Below are 16,585 nucleotides of genomic sequence, written 5' to 3' on the forward strand. Positions count from 1 at the left end.
CGGGGGAGTCGAAGAATCGAGTGGGGTGAATCATCGTGCGGCCTCCGTGCTGGTGCGGGCGGTCAGGGACGTGCCGGCGACGGCCTCGGCGTACGCCTTCTCGGTGCGGGCGACGACGTTCTCCCAGTCGTAGAGCGTGACGGCGCGCTCCCGGCCGGCCTCGCCGTACCGGCGGCGTCGCTCCGGGTCGGCGAGCAGATCGCGCAGGGCCGCGGCGAGCAGCGCAGGTTCGCGCGGAGGGACGAGCTCACCGGTCCGGCCGGGGACGACGGTGTCGAGCAGGCCGCCGACGGCGGACCCGACGACGGGGCGCCCGCAGGCCATCGCCTCGAGCGGAACGATGCCGAACGGCTCATACCACGGGACGGTGACGACCACGTCGACGCTGCGGATGAGATCGGGGACGTCGGGCCGGGCGACGCTGCCGAGGAAGCGGACCCGGTCGAGGATGCCGAGCCGGTCGGCGAGCCGGCGCAGCCGGAGGACCTCAGGGTCGGCGGCGAGCGCCTCCCCCGGCGAGCCGCCGGCGACGAGCAGCTCGATGTCGGCCCAGCCGCGCTCGGTGAGCTCGGCGACGGCCTCGAGGGCGTTGCCGACGCCCTTGCGGGTCACGAGCCGACCGAGGACGAGGAGCCGGTGGGGCCGGCCCTCCGGCCGAGGCTCCCCCGGGTGGAAGACCCGGGTGTCGACGCCGCACGGGATGACCGTCGCCCGGCTGCTCGGCAGGCCGAGGAGGCGCAGCTCCTCGACCTCGTCCTCGCAGGTCGCGATGACCTGGTCGACCTCGGCGCAGAGCCGACGCTCGTGGTCGATGCGGGACGGCGGGCTGGTGTCGAGCGCTCCCTGCTGGCGCCGCTTCACCGAGCCGAGCGCGTGGAACGTCTGCAGGACCGGGATGCTCGTGCCGCGGGTCGCGTGCAGCGCCGCGAGGCCGCTCATCCAGAAGTGGGCGTGCACGAGGTCGGGCGGCTCACGGCGCCACTGCTCACGCAGCCGGACGCCGAGCTCGGTGATGTGCGGGAGCAGCTCGTCCTTCGCGATGTCGGTGGGCGGGCCGGCCGGCACATGCTCGACGGCGTACCCCTCCTCCGTGATGACCCGCACGGGCGCGTCCACCGCGTCGCGGCGGGTGTGGACCGTGACCTCGTGGCCCCGTGCCGCGAGGCCGGCGGCGAGCGCGGCGACGTGGACGTTCTGGCCACCGGCGTCGGCGCCGCCGAGTGCGGCGAGCGGGTTGGCGTGCTCGGAGACGAGCGAGATCCTCATGACGCGTTCCTTCCGGTCAGGCGGTCCGTTCCCGGGACGGGCAGACCGCACAGCTCGATCACGGCCGTGACCACGTCGTGCGGCGTGACCGAGGTGAGGCAGGGGTGGCCGGCGACCGGACACGCGCGTGCCCGGGTGTCGCGGCACGGCGCCTCCTGGTCGCCCAGGAGCACCCGCGGGACGCCGTACGGCGCCCAGCGCACGGCCGGGACGGTCGGTGCGTATAGCGAGACGACCGGCGTCCCGACCGCGGCAGCGAGGTGGGCCGGGCCGGTGTTGCCGACCACGACCGCGTCGGCACCCGCGAGGACGCCGGCCAGCTCCTCCAGGTCGAGCAGCCCGCCGAGGTCGAGCACGTCGCTGTCCGGGCCGTCGGCGACGTACGCCGTCAGCTCGGTCTCGTCGGGACCGCCGGTGACCACGACGTGGTAGCCGATCTCCCCGAGCTGGACGCCTGCCGAGCGGAAGCGCTCAGCAGGCCAGGCACGCGCGGGCACCGACGTGCCGGGGTGGAGGACGACGTAGGGGCGGGGCAGGTGCGGCGGAGGCGTCGCGACGTCGTCACGCAGGGCGAGCCGGCCGTCGTCGCCGTCCGGGAGCGAGCCCCCGGAGGCGACCGCCAGCGAGAGCGCGCGCTCGGGCTCGGGCACGTCCTCGTCCACGCGGTGTCGCAGGTCGAGCAGCGACCCCGGATAGTCGACGCTGATCGCCCCGACCCACGGCACCCCGGCCAGGCGGAGGACGAGCGCGGTCGGGAGGGCCGACTGGTGGAAGCTGGTGAAGACGACGGCGCGGTCGTAGCGGCCGGCGGCCACCATCGCGCGCAGCTCCTCGACGCCGTCGGGGTCGACGGGGCCCGGGTCGGCGAGGATCCACGGCGCCGGCCAGCAGAGCACCTCGTCGACACCCGGGAGCAGCTCGGCGGCGGGGCGTCCCACGGGCCCGCAGAGCAGGCTGAGGTGGTCACTGGTGGCCGCCAGCGCGCGCAGGGCCGGACCGGTGACGAGCAGGTCACCGAGGCTGTCGAGTCGTACGGCGAGGGTCCTCACCACTCCCCCTTCAGGATGCCATCGATGGCGTCGGTCAGGGTCGCGGCGCGGCGCGGCGCGGCGGCGACCTCCTCGGGCCTGGTCCGAGGTGTCGGCACGAGCACCGCGCGTACGCCGGCGGCGGCCGCCGCGTCGACGTCGCTGCCGATGTCGCCGATGAGCACGGCCCGGTCGGGCGCGACGCCCGTCTCGCCGAGCGCCTGCTTCACCAGGCCGGGCGCCGGCTTGCGGCAGTCGCATCCGTCCTCGGGGGCGTGCGGGCAGACGTAGGTCGCCTCGAACGGCCCGAGAAGCTCCGCCACCCGGCCGTTGACGGCGCCGACCTGTTCGGCGGTCAGGAGGCCGCGCCCGACGCCGGACTGGTTGCTCACGACCGCCAGCCGCACACCCTCGCGGCGGAGCCGGTCGAGGGCCTCGCGCGCGCCGGCCATCGGACGGACCAGCGCCGGGTCGCCGTTGTAGGGCACGTCCTCGACAAGCGTCCCGTCCCGGTCGAGCAGCACGAGTTCGGGCAGGCCGCGCCAAGGCCGGGCGTCACGGTGGCGCCACCAGCCGCGCAGCGAGTGCCAGGTCGCGGCCGGTGGGATCGCGGCGCTGGTCAGCAGCATGCGCCGGACCTCGGCGCCGTCCCGTGGCCCGGGGGCGATCCGGCGCCAGGCGAACTCGGCCGTGCCGACGAGCCAGCCGACCGCGCCGGCCGCGGCGATGCCGGGTCGACGCGCGGCCATTCCGCCGACCGCGAGCGCAGCGGCCGCCGTGACGGCGACGTGGGACCAGCGGCGGCCGACCGGCGCGACCGCGCGCCGCTGCCACCGCGGGCCGTGGAGGGCGCGCATGAGGAAGTCGTCGGCGTTGCCGGTCTGCTGGCGCAGGCTGGCCCAGTCGTCGGCGGGCCGCACCGGGTGGGTGATGCGGCGGGTGCCGGTCGTGATCCGCCCCCGCTCCGCCCCGAGCCGCAGGGCCAGGTCGGCGTCCTCCCGGAACGCCCGCGGGAAGCGCTCGTCGAAGCCACCGACCGCCGCCAACTCGTCGCGTCGGTAGGTCAGGTCGGCGGTGATCCAGCGGGAGGTCTCCAGCCCCTTCGTGCCGCGCTCCCAGTCGGTGGGGCGCCGGCCCGGCGGCAGTGGCACGGTCACGAGCCCCGCGCTGCCGATCACGTCGGCGCCGTCGTGGACGGCGTCGTCCAGCCGTGCCAGGTCGGCGAGCAGCCGCTCATACCAGTCCGGGTCCGGCACGACGTCGTCGTCGAGGAAGGAGATCCACGGCGTCCGCGCACGGCGCCAACCGAGGTTGCGTGCCCGGGCCGGGCCACCGCCGCCGCTGCGCACGACGGTCAGGTCCAGCGGGCTCTGCGGCGCGAGCGGTGCCCCGCCGGGGCGGTCGTCCACGAGGACGACCGGCGCGTCGACGTGCACACTCTGCGCGGCGAGCGCCTCGAGGAGCGCCCCGAGGCTGGGCCGCCCCATCGTCGGCACGACGATCGTCGTCCCGATCATGCCGTCGCCCCCGTCAAGAGAAGCGGAGAATACGGGCGCGACGGCCCGAGAATCCGAATGATCGCTCGCTGCCGCTCGCTCATGCCAGCGCCCGGCGTCGTACGACGAACGGCCCGATCGCCAGCAGCGAGACCGGCGCCGACCCGAAGCACTCCAGCGCGTCGCGCGGGTCGTCCACCATCGGCCGACCGGCGGTGTTGAGGCTGGTGTTGACCACCACCGGCAGGCCGGTGCGGGCCTCGAACTCGGCCAGCATCTGCGCGACCAGTGGCTCCTGCGCGGCGTCGACGGTCTGGACGCGGGCGGTGCCGTCGACGTGCACGACGGCCGGGATCCGCTCGCGCCACGCCGGTGCGACGTCGTGGACGAAGAGCATGTACGGCGAGGGCAGCGGCCCGCGCGAGAAGATCTCGCCCGCGCGCTCGGCCCGCACCATCGGGGCGACCGGCCGGAACTGCTCACGGCCCTTGACGTCGTTGAGCCGCTCGAGGTTCTCGCGGCGACCCGGGTGGGCGAGCAGCGAGCGGTGGCCGAGGGCGCGCGGACCGAACTCGCTGCGCCCCTGGAACCACGCGACGACGCCGTCCGCGGCGAGGCACTCCGCCACCTCGGCCGCCACGTCGGCGGGCCGCTCGTAGGGCAGCTGGGCGGTCCGCAGCCAGCCCTCGATCTCCTCGTCACTCCACCCGCGGCCGAGATCCGCACCGGTCACCGGCGCCAGCGTGTCCCCCGCCTGCGCCGCCACGTGGAGCGCACCGCCGAGCGCGGTGCCTGCGTCCCCGGCGGCCGGCTGGACCCAGACGTCGTCGTACCCGCTGCGCTCGAAGAGCACCGTGTTCGCGACGCAGTTGAGCGCGACGCCACCGGCCAGCGTGAGCCGTCGCGACCCGGTCCGCTCACGCAGCCGGCCGGCGAGCTCGAGGAGCACCTCCTCGAGCCGGGTCTGCACGCTCGCGGCCAGGTCGGCGTGCTCTGGCGCCCACTCCTGCCCGGGCTCCACCCGCTTGGCCAGGGCCTGCCAGTCGATCCGCTCGGTCACGAAGCCGCCGTCGTCCGTGGCGCGCACCCGGCGGCGCAGCTCGTCGAGGAACCGCGGTTCGCCGTACGACGCCATCGCCATGACCTTGTACTCGTCGCTCGAGCGCAGGAAGCCGAGGTGCTCGGTGAGCTCCTCATACATCAGCCCGAGCGAATGCGGGAGCTCCTGGGTGTGGTGGATGGTGAGCCGGCCCTCGTCATAGGTGCCGGCGAGGTGGCTGGCGCACTCACCGCGCCCGTCGAGCACGAGGACGTCGGTCGGCCCACCGCCGTCGGCGACGTAGGGCGCCGCGAGCGCGCTCGACGCGGCGTGCGCGACATGGTGGGCCACGAACCGGACCTGGGCGGGGTCGAGCCCGGGCAGCGCCGTCGCCAGGAAGCCGGGCGCCTCCCGGGCGTACGCCTGCCGGAGGTGGTCCCAGGGGTCGTGGAGACCGAGCTCCTCGGCCGGGCGCGCCAGCGCCACGTCGAAGGAGTAGGTCACGGCGTCGAGGTCGGCCACGTCCAGGCCGGCCTCTGCCAGGCACCAGGCCGCCGCCTTCTCGGGCAGCTCCCAGGCCGCGAACGGCACCGGGCGGTGACCGTGCTTGCGGCGCGAGAACCGCTCCTCCTCCGCCGCGGCGACGGTGCGGCCGTCGACGACGAGCGCCGCGGAGGGATCATGGAAGAGCGCGTTGATGCCGAGGACCTTCACAGGCGTCTCCAAGTGGGGAACGGATAGGAACACCGCGCGCGAGGGATACGACGGTGCTCCCGCTGCGGTTCCCACGAAGCGCTTCGGTATTCACTTCTCCCGAACTCCCCACCAGCCACGTAGAACCAGGCGTTCCGAACGCATGAACGGGGCACCGGCACGGGCATGCGGATACTCCTGTGGCACGTGCACGGCTCCTGGACCACGGCGTTCGTGCAGGGCGCGCACGAGTACCTCCTGCCGGTCCTGCCCGAGCGCGGACCCGACGGCCTCGGCCGCGCGCGGACCTGGGACTGGCCGGCGTCGGTCGTCGAGGTGAGGCCCGAGGAGCTGCGGGAGACCGACGTCGACGTCGTACTCCTGCAGCGGCCGCACGAGGTCGACCTGGCCGAGCGCTGGCTGGGCCGGCGTCCGGGGCGCGACGTCCCGGCGGTGTACGTCGAGCACAACACGCCGCTCGGCGACGTACCCGACACCCGACACCCGCTCGCGGGCCAGCGGGAAATCCCCATCGCCCACGTCACCGGCTTCAACGACCTGATGTGGGACGGCGACGGCGTGCGCACCCACGTCATCGACCACGGCATCGTCGACCCCGGGCATCGCTACACCGGTGAGCTGGCGCGCGCGGCGACCGCCGTCAACGACCCCGTCCGCCGCGGCCGGTCGGTCGGCACCGACCTGCTGCTCGCCCGCCCGGGGCTGACCGACCTCGGAGTCGACGTCTTCGGGATGCGGGTCGACCGGCTGCCGTCGCTCCCCGGCCTGACGGCCTTCGAGGACCTCCCCCAGGACGCGATGCACGACGAGCTGGCCCGGCGGCGCGTCTATGTCCACCTCAGTCGCTGGACCTCGCTCGGGCTCTCCCTGCTGGAGGCGATGCACCTGGGGATGCCGGTGGTCGTGCTGGGCACCACCGAGGCGCCGATGGCCGTGCCCGCGGACGCCGGCGCGGTCCTCACCCGGCGCGAGGAACTGCTCCCCGCCGTACGCCGCCTGCTGGAGGACCCCGAGGCGGCGGCCGCCGCGGGGGCCGCCGCCCGGCGGCACGCGCTCGAGCGCTACGGCCTCAAGCGCTTCCTGCGGGACTGGGACGCGCTCCTGGCCGAGACGGTGCAGGGGTGAGCGCGCCGGCAGAAGCGCCGGTCACGGTCGTAGTGATGACGCGGAACCGCTGGGACGACCTGGCCGCCTCCCTGCCGCACCACGAGGGACCGGTCATCGTGGTGGACAACGGCTCCACCGACGGCACGCCGCAGCGCGTCCGACAGTCGTTCCCCTCGGTCGCGGTGATCGAGCTGCACCGCAACCTCGCCGCGGTCGCGCGCAACGTCGGCGTCGAGGCCGCGACCACGCCGTACGTCGCCTTCGCCGACGACGACTCCTGGTGGGAGCCGGGTGCCCTGGCCCGGGCCGCGGCGATCCTCGATGCCCACCCACGGCTGGCCGTGCTCGCCGGCCGCATCCTGGTCGGAGACGACGGGCGGGCCGACCCCGTGTGCGAGGCGATGGCCGCCTCGCCGCTCGGGACGGAGGCCGACCAGCCAGGGCCCTCGGTCCTCGGCTTCGTCGCCTGCGGCGCGGTCGTGCGCCGCGAGGCGTTCCTCGACGCGGGCGGCTTCGACCAAGTCGTCGGCTTCCCGGGCGAGGAGGAGGGCCTCGCCCTCGACCTGGCCGACCGTGGCTGGGGGCTCGCCTACGTGGCCCACGTCGTCGCGCACCACCACCCGTCCTCGTCCCGCTCGACCTCCCACGCCCGGCGCGTCCTCGAGACCCGCAACGACCTGCTCACCTGTCTCCTGCACCGCCCCTGGCCCGTCGTCGGGCGCCGGTTCCTCGACGTGTGGCGCGCGGGGTCCGTCGGACGCGCCGCCGTGCTGCGCGCGATCCGCCGGGCGCCTCGCGCGCTGCGCCACCGCCGCCCCACCTCGCCGAGTGTCGAGATGCGGCGCCGGCGGCTCGACGGTCTCTTCCCCGGCTGAGTGAACTCCTGGCGACGAGACGGGATTGCTCGCCGGACCCTGCGTGTCCGCCGCGGTGGTCGGGTACCCGGCCAGGGACGCGCCCTGACGCGATGTGACATCACCCCAGACGTCCCTGGAGGAATCCCCATGACCGACCAGAACATTCCGGGCGCCCCGAGCTCGGAGGAAGCCGCGCTCGAGGAGCCGACGACACCCCGTGGGCCGCTGCCGCCCAAGCCCGACCAGACCGGCCCCGACGTACGCACGGCGAGCGGCGCCGTCGCGAACGAGGACCAGGCCGTCAATGCCCAGCAGGGCGAGTGGCTGACGACCGCCGTCGGAGTCCGGCTGCGGGAGACCGACAAGTCGCTCAAGGCGGGCCGACGTGGGCCGACGCTGATGCAGGACCACCACCTGCGCGAGAAGATCACCCACTTCGACCACGAGCGGATCCCCGAGCGCGTCGTGCATGCGCGCGGCGCGGCCGCCCACGGTGTCTTCGTCGGCTACGGCACCGCCGAGTCGGTGACGTCGGCGCACTTCTTGAAGAAGGACGTCGAGACCCCGACGTTCGTCCGCTTCTCGACGGTCCTCGGGTCACGCGGGTCGGCGGACACGGTCCGCGACACCCGTGGCTTCGCGACGAAGTTCTACACCGCCGAGGGCAACTTCGACCTCGTCGGCAACAACATCCCGGTCTTCTTCATCCAGGACGGGATCAAGTTCCCCGACGTGATCCACGCCGGCAAGCCGCACCCGGACCGGGAGATCCCCCAGGCGCAGAGCGCCCACGACACGTTCTGGGACTTCGTCTCGCTGCACACCGAGGCACAGGCCCACGCGATGTGGAACATGTCCGACCGCGGCATCCCGCGCTCCTTCCGGATGATGGAGGGCTTCGGCGTCCACACCTTCCGGCTTGTCAACGAGGCCGGCGAGACGTCGCTGGTGAAGTTCCACTGGAAGCCGAAGCTCGGCATCCACGCCCAGGTCTGGGAGGAGGCGCAGATCACCGCCGGTATGGACCCCGACTTCCACCGTCGTGACCTCGCCGACGCGATCGAGGCCGGCGCCTATCCGGAGTGGGAGCTCGGCATCCAGGTCTTCCCCGACACCCCGGAGCAGATGTTCGAGGGGATCGACCTGCTCGACCCGACCAAGATCGTCCCCGAGGAGCTCGCGCCGGTGCAGCGCATCGGGAAGATGGTGCTCAACCGCAACCCGAGCAACTATTTCGCGGAGACCGAGCAGGTCGCCTTCCACGCCGGCCATTTCGTGCCCGGCATCGAGGCGACCGACGACGCGCTGCTGCAGGCCCGCCTCTTCTCCTACGTCGACACCCAGCTCACCCGGCTGGGCGGGCCGAACTTCAACGAGATCCCGATCAACCGGCCGCACGCGCCGGTCAACGACATGCTCCGCGACGGCTTCCACCAGGACGCGGTCCACCGCGGGGTCGCGCCGTACCACCCCAACTCGCTCGACGGAGGCTGTCCGTTCTTCGCCGGGAACGAGCAGCACGCGTTCGTCGACAGCCCGGTGACCATCCCGCCGACGGGCGGCCCCGTGCAGAAGACCCGTGAGCAGGAGGCCAGCTTCGACGACCACTTCAGCCAGGTCCGGCTGTTCTGGAAGTCGATGACGCCGGTCGAGCAGGAGCACATCATCGAGGCCTACAGCTTCGAGCTCAACAAGTGCTACGAGCAGAACATCAAGGCCCGCCAGCTGCAGCACCTCGCCAACATCGACCCGGTGCTCTGCAGCGGGGTCGCCGAGGCGCTCGGCCTGCCCGCGCCCGACCCGACGATCGAGCTCCCCGAGCCCGAGCCGAGCCCGGCGCTGTCCATGGTCGGCCAGAGCTGGCCGTCGGACGGCCGGATGATCGGCGTCGTCGTGGCGCCCGGAAGCTCGATGGAGGAGATCGGCGAGCTCCGTACGGCGATCTTCGAGGCGGGCATGACGCCGCTGCTCATCGCGCCGACCGGCGGCGTGCTCGCCGACGGCACGCCCGGCCAGCGGACCTTCGCGACCGCCCGCTCGGTCGAGTTCGACGCGCTCGTGGTCGCCGACGGGACCTCCGAGCACGCCGCCCACCCGCAGGTCACGCTGCTGGTCCAGGAGTGCTTCCGGCACGCGAAGGCCATCGGGGTCTGGGGCGACGGGGCCGAGGCCCTGACTGCTGCGGGCGTCGAGCCGTCCGCGCCGGGGATCGTCACCGCCGACGCGCCCACCGCGGTCTTCGAGGGCCTGTCCGGTCTGCTGCCGCAGCACCGGGTCTGGGAACGGCTGGCCTCGGCGTGACGCTCCCGTCCGTCTGGCAGGGGCGCCGTCCCGCCACTCCCCTGACGGCCACGTCCCACGCCCCGGAGGGCGCGTGGGACGTGGCCGTCGTGGGTGGCGGGCTCACCGGGCTCACCACCGCACTGCTCCTGGGCCGGGCCGGGTCGCGCGTCCTGCTCCTCGAGGCCCGCCATCTCGGCGCGGGCACGACCGGCCGCTCCACGGCCAAGCTCAGTCTGCTGCAGGGGACGCTGCTCTCCCGGATCCGGCGGCGGCACTCCGCCGATGTCACGCGCGAGTACGTCGAGGGCCATCGCACCGCGCAGGCCTGGGTCGCGCGGTTCTGCGAGGAGCACGGCGTCGCGACGCAGTCGCGGCCGGCGTACACCTATGCCAACCGCGAGCACGGCCGCCGTGCCGTGAAGGCGGAGCTGGCGGCCGCCCGTGAGGCGGGCCTGGAGGTCACCTGGCTCGACGACGTACCCCTGCCGTTCGCGACACGCGGCGCGGTCCGGCTCGACGACCAGCTCCAGCTCGACCCGCTCGAGCTGGTGGCGGCGCTCGCGGCCGAGGCCGAGCGGCACGGCGTCACGATCGCCGAGGGCCAGCGCGTCCGCAAGATCCGCGGCCACGGACCGGTGCGGCTGAGCATCGGCTCCCCCGACGGAGCGCACGGCTCCGTGTCCGCGCAGCGCGTCGTGCTGGCCACCAACATGCCGCTCCTGGACCGCGGCGGGTTCTTCGCCCGGGTCTCTCCCGAGCGGTCCTATTCCATCGCCTTCCGTACGCCGGCGCCCGCCGTCGACGGGATGTACCTCTCCGCCGACCAGCCGTCCCGTTCGCTGCGCGACGCTCCCGACGACGGCGGCGGCAGCCTGCTCCTCGTCGGCGGCAACGGCCACGTCACCGGCCGCTCGACGCCGACCAGCCGACGTCTCGACGAGATCCGCGCCTGGACCCACGAGCGCTTCCCCGAGGCGGCCGAGACCCACGCCTGGTCGGCGCAGGACTCCGCGCCGGCCCACGCCCTGCCGTACGCCGGCCCGCTGCTGCCCGGCACCGACCGGCTGCTCGTCGCCGGCGGGTTCTCCAAGTGGGGCTTGACCGGCGGCGTCGCGGCCGCCCTCGCCGTCTCCGCCGAGATCCTCGGCAAAGACACGGCGCAGCCCACCTGGGCGCGCGCCTGGCGGCCGTGGGGACGCAGCGAGGCCACCGGCGTCCCGGGGACCGCGAAGCTGAACGCCGAGGTCGGGGTCGAGCTCGCCCGCGGCTGGGTCCGCCCACTGCATCGCTCCGGGACGGGCCGCGGCGTCTGCACCCACCTCGGCGGCCGACTCGTCTGGAACGACGCCGAGCGCAGCTGGGACTGCCCGCTCCACGGGTCGCGCTTCGACGAGGACGGCAGCGTGCTCGAGGGCCCCGCCGTCTGTCCCATGCGTCGCGTCTGACCGGGCGCCGGACTCGGCGTCAGGGGCGGAGCTTCTCGGGGATCACCTTGTGAGTGCCGTCGCACCATGGCTTGGTCGCCGACTTCCCGCAGCGACAGACGGCCGAGACGGGGCGGGTCGTTCGGTGCGCGCTGCCGTCCTCGTCCTGCACCACGTGGTCCCCACGGAGCAGCAGCGGCCCGCCGGGGCAGACGACGACGTCCGGGCTCTCGGACGAGCCAGCGGTGGCGCCGCCAGCGCCGCGAGCACTGCCGGCGTCCCGGGCGCTCACGCGGCACCCCACCGGTCGAGAAGGTACGACGCCAGCCGATCCTCCAGGTCGAGGCAGCTGAACGCGCCGAACCAGACGTCGTCCTCCAACTCCGGTTCGACGGCCAGCAGCCCGCCGCAGATGGTGCGGACGGCCAGCTGCTCGTGGACGGCGTCGGCCTCGACATGCTCGCGGTAGTAGGCCTGCATCTCCTCGGCGAGGCCGAGGCGCTCGAGCCCCTGTGCCATCCGACGGCTCGGCAGCGAGCTGGTCGCCTCGAACGCCGCCAGGTGACCCAGCGCGGCGCCGCGCAGCCGGCGGTGGAGACCGAAGAGGCTCATCGTGTTGTTCTGCTCGAGGACCACGAGCGGCGCCTGGTCGATGTAGGCGCCCTCGGTGGGGTCGAGCCCGAGGGCCGCCATGCCGTCGGCGAAGAGCCGGGCGTGCAGATGCTCGGGCCGGCCGGTGCCGTACTCGTCGTACTGCAGCTCCATGAGCGATGCCCGCGGCGCCACCGGCAGCCGGGGCACCACCCACGCGACCGGGTCGGACTCCTTGAGGTGGTAGATCGAGCGCAGCTGCAGCAGCTCGAGCACCTGGTCGGCGGTCGCCTCGGTGTGGACGAAGCGCGCCAGCGAGGGGCCCTCGTGGGCCTCGATCTCGGCGAAGAACGCGTCCGGGAACGCGGCCGGCCCGCCGTCGTACGCCGGACGACCGGGCCAGCGTGAGCGCAGCCGTGCCTCCAGGTCGCGTTCGAGCTCGCCGCGCAGGCGCACCGCGGAGGGATCCCACTCGCGGTCGTCGTCGACCTCGGCGAAGCCGCGGTAGGACATCTCATAGAGCGTCCATAAGGTGATCGCGGCGTCCTCCTCGTCGACGATCGCCGGCCGCTCCGGCACCGGCCGCCCCTCGACGAGGGCGGCGAAGACCCGCTCGCCGAGCGGGCCGCGTGGTTTCGGCAGGGGCGTCGGTCGTCTTACGACGGCGATCTCGGTCATGCCGCGTCAGTACCCGTCCGCGGCGCCGAACGTGCGCGGAACGAGTAGTTCCGCGGCCTTGTGCGGGGCACCGGTCGTCATGACCCCGACTGCCGACCCGCCCGCGAGGACCGAGGCGTCGCCCGGGCACGTGTTCGTCGTCCACGGCCGGCTCGAGTCGCTCGTCCACGACGCCGCCGTCGTCCCGACCGACGACGGCTTCGGCCTCGAGCCCACCTGGGGGCCGCTCCTCGACGAGGCCTCACCCGACGCGCTGCGCCCACCGGGCTGGCCCGGGCCGGGGTATGGTCGCGCCGCCGACCGCCGTCCCGTGTGGTTCGTGAGCGTCGCCGAGGGCCTGCCCACCGAGGAACTGCTGGCCCGGGCGGTCGCCGCGGTGCGCGAGGCCGCCTGCGCCGGCCTGTCCGCCCCCACGGGCCACGCCGTCCGCCTGGTCGCACTGCCGGTGCTCGGCATCGAGGGCGGCGGCCACGAGCACGACCGCGGCGAGGTCGTCCGCCGTCTGCTCACCGCGATGAGCGAGGTCGTCCGCGAGCTCGGCGTCGACGTGGCGGTGGTGGCACCGGAGGCATCGGTGTACGGCGCCGCCCAGCACGTCCGTCGTACCCTGCCCGCCGCGGACTCTCCCCACGCGACGGAGGCGGAGCGGCTCGGCGACCTGGCCCGCCGCGGCGAGCTCGCGCTCTTCTTCGGCGCCGGGGTCGGTGTCTCGGCGGGCCTGCCCGGGTGGCGGGAGATGCTCCGGCTGCTCGCCGAGCGGGCGGGAGACGCGCCGCCCGGTCTCGACCGTCTCACCCCGCTCGACCAGGCGCAGCTGCTGCAGCGTCGCGTGCCCGACCTGGGCCACCATGTCGCCGAGCTGATCGGCGCTCGCGTCCGCCCCTCGCTGGCCCACGCCCTGCTGGCCGGTCTGGACTGTCGGGAGGCGATCACCACCAACTACGACCGGCTCTATGAGACCGCGGTCGCCGCCCGCGGGAACGGCGCGCCGCGACTCCTGCCCTGGGAGCCGGCGACCGGCGGCCAGCCGTGGATCCTCAAGCTGCACGGTGACGTCGAGCGGCCGGAGAGCATCGTCCTCACCCGGCGCGACTTCGTGCGCTTCGATGCGGAGACCGGCCCGGCGGGCGCCCTGCTGCAGTCGCTTCTCCTCACCCGGCACCTGCTCGTCGCGGGTGCCTCGCTCAACGACGACAACGTCGTACGCCTGGTGCGTGAGGCCGAGGCCTATCGGGAGGACCACGGGATCCCGGGCCCGATGGGGACCGTCCTCGACGTCGGCGGCGACCCGGCGCGCGGCGAGCTCTGGCGCGACCAGTTCGTCTGGCTGACACTGCCCGGAGACGACCACGACAGCCGGACGCGCGCGCTCGAGATCCTCCTCGATGAGATCGGCTCGTACGCCGCCGACGCCTCCTCCTGGCTGCTCGATCCACGGTTCGACGGCCTGCTCGACGACGACGCGGCCGAGGTCGCGCGCGAAGCCCGAGAGCTTGCCGTACGCGTCGCCGGGCTCGGACCCGAGTGGGGACCGCTGCGCGCGGCTCTCAAGGCGGCTGGGGGTGCCTCGTGACGGCGCTCGGCCGGTCGGAGCGCCTCGCGCTGTCCGCGGCCGCCGGGCTCGGCTACCTCGCGGCCGCGGCCTGGTTCTCCGCACGGCCGCGACGACGCGAGCTCGCCGCCTTCCACGCCTCGAACTCCGGTGGCGAGTACGCCGTGCTACGGCTGCCCCAACAGCTCGGCACGCCGTGGGCGCTGGTCGCCGCGGCCGCGCTGCAGGTCTGCGCCCGGCGGCCCGGCCGGGCGGCCCTCGTCCTGGGAGTCCTGCCGGCGGAGAAGGCGGTCGAAGTGATCACCAAGCGGATCACCGACCGGGCGCGCCCGGTCTACGTCACGCCCACCGAGCTGCGCGACGACGCACCGGTCGACGGGCCGTCGTTCCCCTCCGGGCACGCGGCGATCGCCGCCGCCGTCACCGCGGTGTGCACGCCCCGACTGCCGCACTGGGCCGCCGTCACGCTGGCCGGATGCGCCGCCCTCGGTGCCTGGGTGCGCGTGCACCAGGGCGCTCACCACCCGGGCGACGTCGTGGGCGGGCTGCTGCTCGGCACCGCGCTCGGGTCGGCGGTCGCCGGCTGAGGATCAGGCGCTCGACGAGCGTCAGGCGCCGGCCTTGAGCGCCGCCTTCTTCGCCTTCTTGTAGTCCCGCACCTTCTGGAGCGAGTCGGCGTCGACCACGTCGGCCACCGAGCGATAGCCGTCGAGCGCGTAGTCGCCGACGGCCTTCTCCCAGCCCGTGGGCCGAACCCCCAGCTGCTTGGCCAGCAGGGCGACGAAGATCTGCGCCTTCTGCTTGCCGTAGCCCGGCAGCGCCTGCACCCGCTTGAGCAGCTCGGTCCCGTTCGTGGCCTCCGTCCACAGGCGCGAGGCGTCGCCGCCGTACTCCTTCTCGATGATGCCGGCGACCTCCTGCAGCCGCGCGGCCATCGAGCCGGGGAAGCGGTGGATCGCCGGCGGCTGGGCGCACAGCGCCGCGAACGCCTCCGGCTCCGCCGCCGCGATCGCCGCGGGATCGAGGGTGCCGAACCGTTCCAGCACCTTCGCGGGCCCCCGGAACGCGTGCTCCATGGCGTACTGCTGATCGAGCAGCATGCCCACCAGCAACGCGAACGCGTCCTCCGAGAGCACCTTGTCAGCCGCGGGGTCCTGAGCGATCTGGAGCGTCACCATGTCGCCATCATCGCGCATGACGTCAGAGGTCGGTGAGTTCTGACAACTCGATCCCGAACTCCTGAAGAGCCGTGCGAGCAGCGTCATCTACCCCCAACCATTCGATGTCGTACTCCAAGGCCGCATCCGAGAACTCCCGCCATACGCCACGCTTAAAGTCGTCGAGAAGCACCCCCAAGTCGTCCATCCCGAGGACATCGCCGTAGAACGGATCGTCAAACTCTCCCTCGATGGTCACCCAGACCTCGGCCGCCCAGTGCGGGTCCTCGAACCGTCGCCACCAGAGGTGGCCGCGCTGAGCCCAGTAACAGCCTGGCCTGACCAACAAGGCTCCGACGGTCCGCCCGCCACGTCTCAGACGCGCAACGCGATGTCGAAACTCCTCGATCTGGTGAGGAGGACATTCGCTGGGCGGCTGCCGACGCATGCCGGAACCGTAGCGGCTGCCTAAGTAGCCGGGCGCTGTATGCCCGCGAGGAGTGCGAACGCTGAGTCGTCCGGCACGTCGTCTGCCGGCGGATCACCGGTGATGTGGAAGCCGACGACCACCACCCTGCCCCACCGGCACACTCACCACGGCTTGTACCGGACCGTGAAGCGCGACCCGAGTTCTTGCTGAAGGCGATTGACCAGCGCTCTCGCACGGTGGTCGAGGTCGCGGTGAGCCTCTTCGGTTTGTAGCGGCGGGTTGGCGTCTAGGTGGCCCATGGCGTTCCCCCACTCGCTGAGATCCAGGATGAGCAAGTTGCTCAGCCCGAGCGCCGTTCGCAGCCACTCCGGCTCCTCGGGGAGGAGTCCGATCCCATCGCACCAGAGCGGCACCACCGCTCCGTAGTCCCACATGAAGGTGATCACGTTCCCGGCGACGCTGAAGTCTGGTTCGAGATCGTCCACGTGCCCAGGCGGCGGGTCCGCTGACCAATAGATGCCGTGCGGGTAGACGGTCGCTAGTTTGTTCGAATCATGGTACGATACGGGCACGGCCTCAGGTGATGAGGCGGTCCGGCCCCTTGGGGGGATCGGGTAGCCGTCGAAGCCCGGCCGAGACGGAACGGTTTCGTGATAGTCCGGGGATACCGGGCCTCCCTACGTCGCATCAGTGTTCGTGCTGTGCGAGAGGAGGCCGCAGGTGACCCAGAGACCCGAGCAGCATCAGTTCACCGGCGTCCTCGCCTCGTTGGAGGCGGCGTTGAAGGACGCCGTGGACCTGAACCCGGCGTTTCTGTCGCCGGCGCAGGCCGGTGAGGTGCTGTTGGCGCTGCGCCGGATCGAGGCCCAGGTCGCCGAGCTGGTTTTGCGGGTGTTGGGCTCGGGTCCGGCGCAGGCGCTGGCCGAGGAGACCGGGGCGCGGGATGCGGCCGCGTGGCTGGCC

The 16,585-nt window shown here is 73.5% G+C and carries 15 protein-coding genes and 1 pseudogene; 7 read left to right on the forward strand and 9 right to left on the reverse strand.

Translation table 11 applies throughout. The features are described from left to right. Window positions 1-30: 30 nt before the first annotated feature. From AB3X52_RS09045 to AB3X52_RS09060, 4 genes are all read right to left on the reverse strand, one after another. Window positions 31-1,266 (reverse strand): glycosyltransferase, encoded by a 1,236-nt coding sequence (locus AB3X52_RS09045; RefSeq protein ID WP_367993456.1) that lies wholly within the window; start codon window positions 1,264-1,266, stop codon window positions 31-33. Then, window positions 1,263-2,315 carry a glycosyltransferase family 9 protein gene (locus tag AB3X52_RS09050; protein WP_367993458.1) on the reverse strand — a complete coding sequence of 351 codons (1,053 nt, stop codon included), beginning with the start codon at window positions 2,313-2,315 and terminating at the stop codon, window positions 1,263-1,265. Before AB3X52_RS09050 ends, AB3X52_RS09045 begins: the two co-directional genes overlap by 4 nt. Continuing rightward, entirely contained in the window at window positions 2,312-3,811 is a 1,500-nt protein-coding gene (locus AB3X52_RS09055; protein WP_367993460.1) for an HAD-IIIA family hydrolase, read from the reverse strand. Before AB3X52_RS09055 ends, AB3X52_RS09050 begins: the two co-directional genes overlap by 4 nt. Window positions 3,812-3,890: 79 nt before the next feature. Then, window positions 3,891-5,555, reverse strand: a complete 1,665-nt coding sequence (locus tag AB3X52_RS09060) for a carbamoyltransferase family protein (protein ID WP_367993462.1) — start codon at window positions 5,553-5,555, stop codon at window positions 3,891-3,893. A 153-nt stretch (window positions 5,556-5,708) separates the two neighbouring features. Between AB3X52_RS09060 and AB3X52_RS09065 the strand changes: the two genes are divergently transcribed. From AB3X52_RS09065 to AB3X52_RS09080, 4 genes are all read left to right on the forward strand, one after another. Beyond that, entirely contained in the window at window positions 5,709-6,668 is a 960-nt protein-coding gene (locus AB3X52_RS09065) for a glycosyltransferase (RefSeq protein WP_367993464.1), read from the forward strand. A 35-nt stretch (window positions 6,669-6,703) separates the two neighbouring features. Then, a complete protein-coding gene (locus tag AB3X52_RS09070; RefSeq protein ID WP_367993466.1) occupies window positions 6,704-7,525 on the forward strand; it encodes a glycosyltransferase family 2 protein in 822 nt (273 codons plus the stop codon). Between the two features lie 129 nt (window positions 7,526-7,654). After that, on the forward strand, window positions 7,655-9,808 hold the full coding sequence (locus AB3X52_RS09075; RefSeq protein WP_367993468.1) for a catalase: 2,154 nt from the start codon (window positions 7,655-7,657) through the stop codon (window positions 9,806-9,808). Continuing rightward, window positions 9,805-11,235 (forward strand): FAD-dependent oxidoreductase, encoded by a 1,431-nt coding sequence (locus tag AB3X52_RS09080; protein ID WP_367993470.1) that lies wholly within the window; start codon window positions 9,805-9,807, stop codon window positions 11,233-11,235. Before AB3X52_RS09075 ends, AB3X52_RS09080 begins: the two co-directional genes overlap by 4 nt. 19 nt (window positions 11,236-11,254) lie before the next feature. Here the strand turns inward: AB3X52_RS09080 and AB3X52_RS09085 are convergent, their stop codons facing one another. Next, window positions 11,255-11,506 carry a CDGSH iron-sulfur domain-containing protein gene (locus tag AB3X52_RS09085; RefSeq protein ID WP_367993472.1) on the reverse strand — a complete coding sequence of 84 codons (252 nt, stop codon included), beginning with the start codon at window positions 11,504-11,506 and terminating at the stop codon, window positions 11,255-11,257. Continuing rightward, the gene (locus AB3X52_RS09090) at window positions 11,503-12,483 is read right to left on the reverse strand and encodes an iron-containing redox enzyme family protein (RefSeq protein WP_367993473.1); all 981 of its coding nucleotides are present in this window, start codon (window positions 12,481-12,483) and stop codon (window positions 11,503-11,505) included. The genes AB3X52_RS09085 and AB3X52_RS09090 overlap by 4 nt, the downstream gene beginning before the upstream one ends. Window positions 12,484-12,562: 79 nt before the next feature. Here AB3X52_RS09090 and AB3X52_RS09095 point away from each other — a divergent pair, with 79 nt between their 5' ends. Continuing rightward, window positions 12,563-14,056 carry an SIR2 family protein gene (locus tag AB3X52_RS09095; protein ID WP_367993475.1) on the forward strand — a complete coding sequence of 498 codons (1,494 nt, stop codon included), beginning with the start codon at window positions 12,563-12,565 and terminating at the stop codon, window positions 14,054-14,056. Then, window positions 14,053-14,622, forward strand: a complete 570-nt coding sequence (locus AB3X52_RS09100; protein ID WP_367993477.1) for a phosphatase PAP2 family protein — start codon at window positions 14,053-14,055, stop codon at window positions 14,620-14,622. Before AB3X52_RS09095 ends, AB3X52_RS09100 begins: the two co-directional genes overlap by 4 nt. 21 nt (window positions 14,623-14,643) lie before the next feature. On the opposite strand, the gene AB3X52_RS09105 is transcribed toward AB3X52_RS09100, so the two are convergent. From AB3X52_RS09105 to AB3X52_RS09115, 3 genes are all read right to left on the reverse strand, one after another. Next, window positions 14,644-15,210: an HhH-GPD-type base excision DNA repair protein gene (locus tag AB3X52_RS09105; protein WP_367993486.1), complete on the reverse strand. Its 567-nt coding sequence runs from the start codon at window positions 15,208-15,210 to the stop codon at window positions 14,644-14,646. Window positions 15,211-15,235: 25 nt separating this feature from the next. Continuing rightward, on the reverse strand, window positions 15,236-15,640 hold the full coding sequence (locus AB3X52_RS09110; RefSeq protein WP_367993479.1) for a hypothetical protein: 405 nt from the start codon (window positions 15,638-15,640) through the stop codon (window positions 15,236-15,238). Window positions 15,641-15,783: 143 nt separating this feature from the next. Further along, window positions 15,784-16,107, reverse strand: a complete 324-nt coding sequence (locus AB3X52_RS09115) for an immunity protein CdiI family protein (RefSeq protein ID WP_367993481.1) — start codon at window positions 16,105-16,107, stop codon at window positions 15,784-15,786. Window positions 16,108-16,342: 235 nt separating this feature from the next. Between AB3X52_RS09115 and AB3X52_RS09120 the strand changes: the two are divergent. Continuing rightward, window positions 16,343-16,585, forward strand: a pseudogene (locus tag AB3X52_RS09120) (hypothetical protein); the annotation flags it as partial.

Origin of the sequence: Nocardioides eburneus, from assembly GCF_040838215.1 — a bacterium.
GTDB classification, from domain to species: Bacteria; Actinomycetota; Actinomycetes; order Propionibacteriales; family Nocardioidaceae; genus Nocardioides; species Nocardioides eburneus.

Coding starts and splice junctions, on each gene's coding strand:
- AB3X52_RS09045 (WP_367993456.1), bottom strand. CDS start 1,266: ATGAGGATCTCGCTCGTCTCCGAGCACGCCAACCCGCTCGCCGCACTC.
- AB3X52_RS09070 (WP_367993466.1), top strand. CDS start 6,704: ATGACGCGGAACCGCTGGGACGACCTGGCCGCCTCCCTGCCGCACCAC.
- AB3X52_RS09075 (WP_367993468.1), top strand. CDS start 7,655: ATGACCGACCAGAACATTCCGGGCGCCCCGAGCTCGGAGGAAGCCGCG.
- AB3X52_RS09090 (WP_367993473.1), bottom strand. CDS start 12,483: ATGACCGAGATCGCCGTCGTAAGACGACCGACGCCCCTGCCGAAACCA.
- AB3X52_RS09055 (WP_367993460.1), bottom strand. CDS start 3,811: ATGATCGGGACGACGATCGTCGTGCCGACGATGGGGCGGCCCAGCCTC.
- AB3X52_RS09065 (WP_367993464.1), top strand. CDS start 5,709: ATGCGGATACTCCTGTGGCACGTGCACGGCTCCTGGACCACGGCGTTC.
- AB3X52_RS09095 (WP_367993475.1), top strand. CDS start 12,563: ATGACCCCGACTGCCGACCCGCCCGCGAGGACCGAGGCGTCGCCCGGG.
- AB3X52_RS09110 (WP_367993479.1), bottom strand. CDS start 15,640: ATGCGTCGGCAGCCGCCCAGCGAATGTCCTCCTCACCAGATCGAGGAG.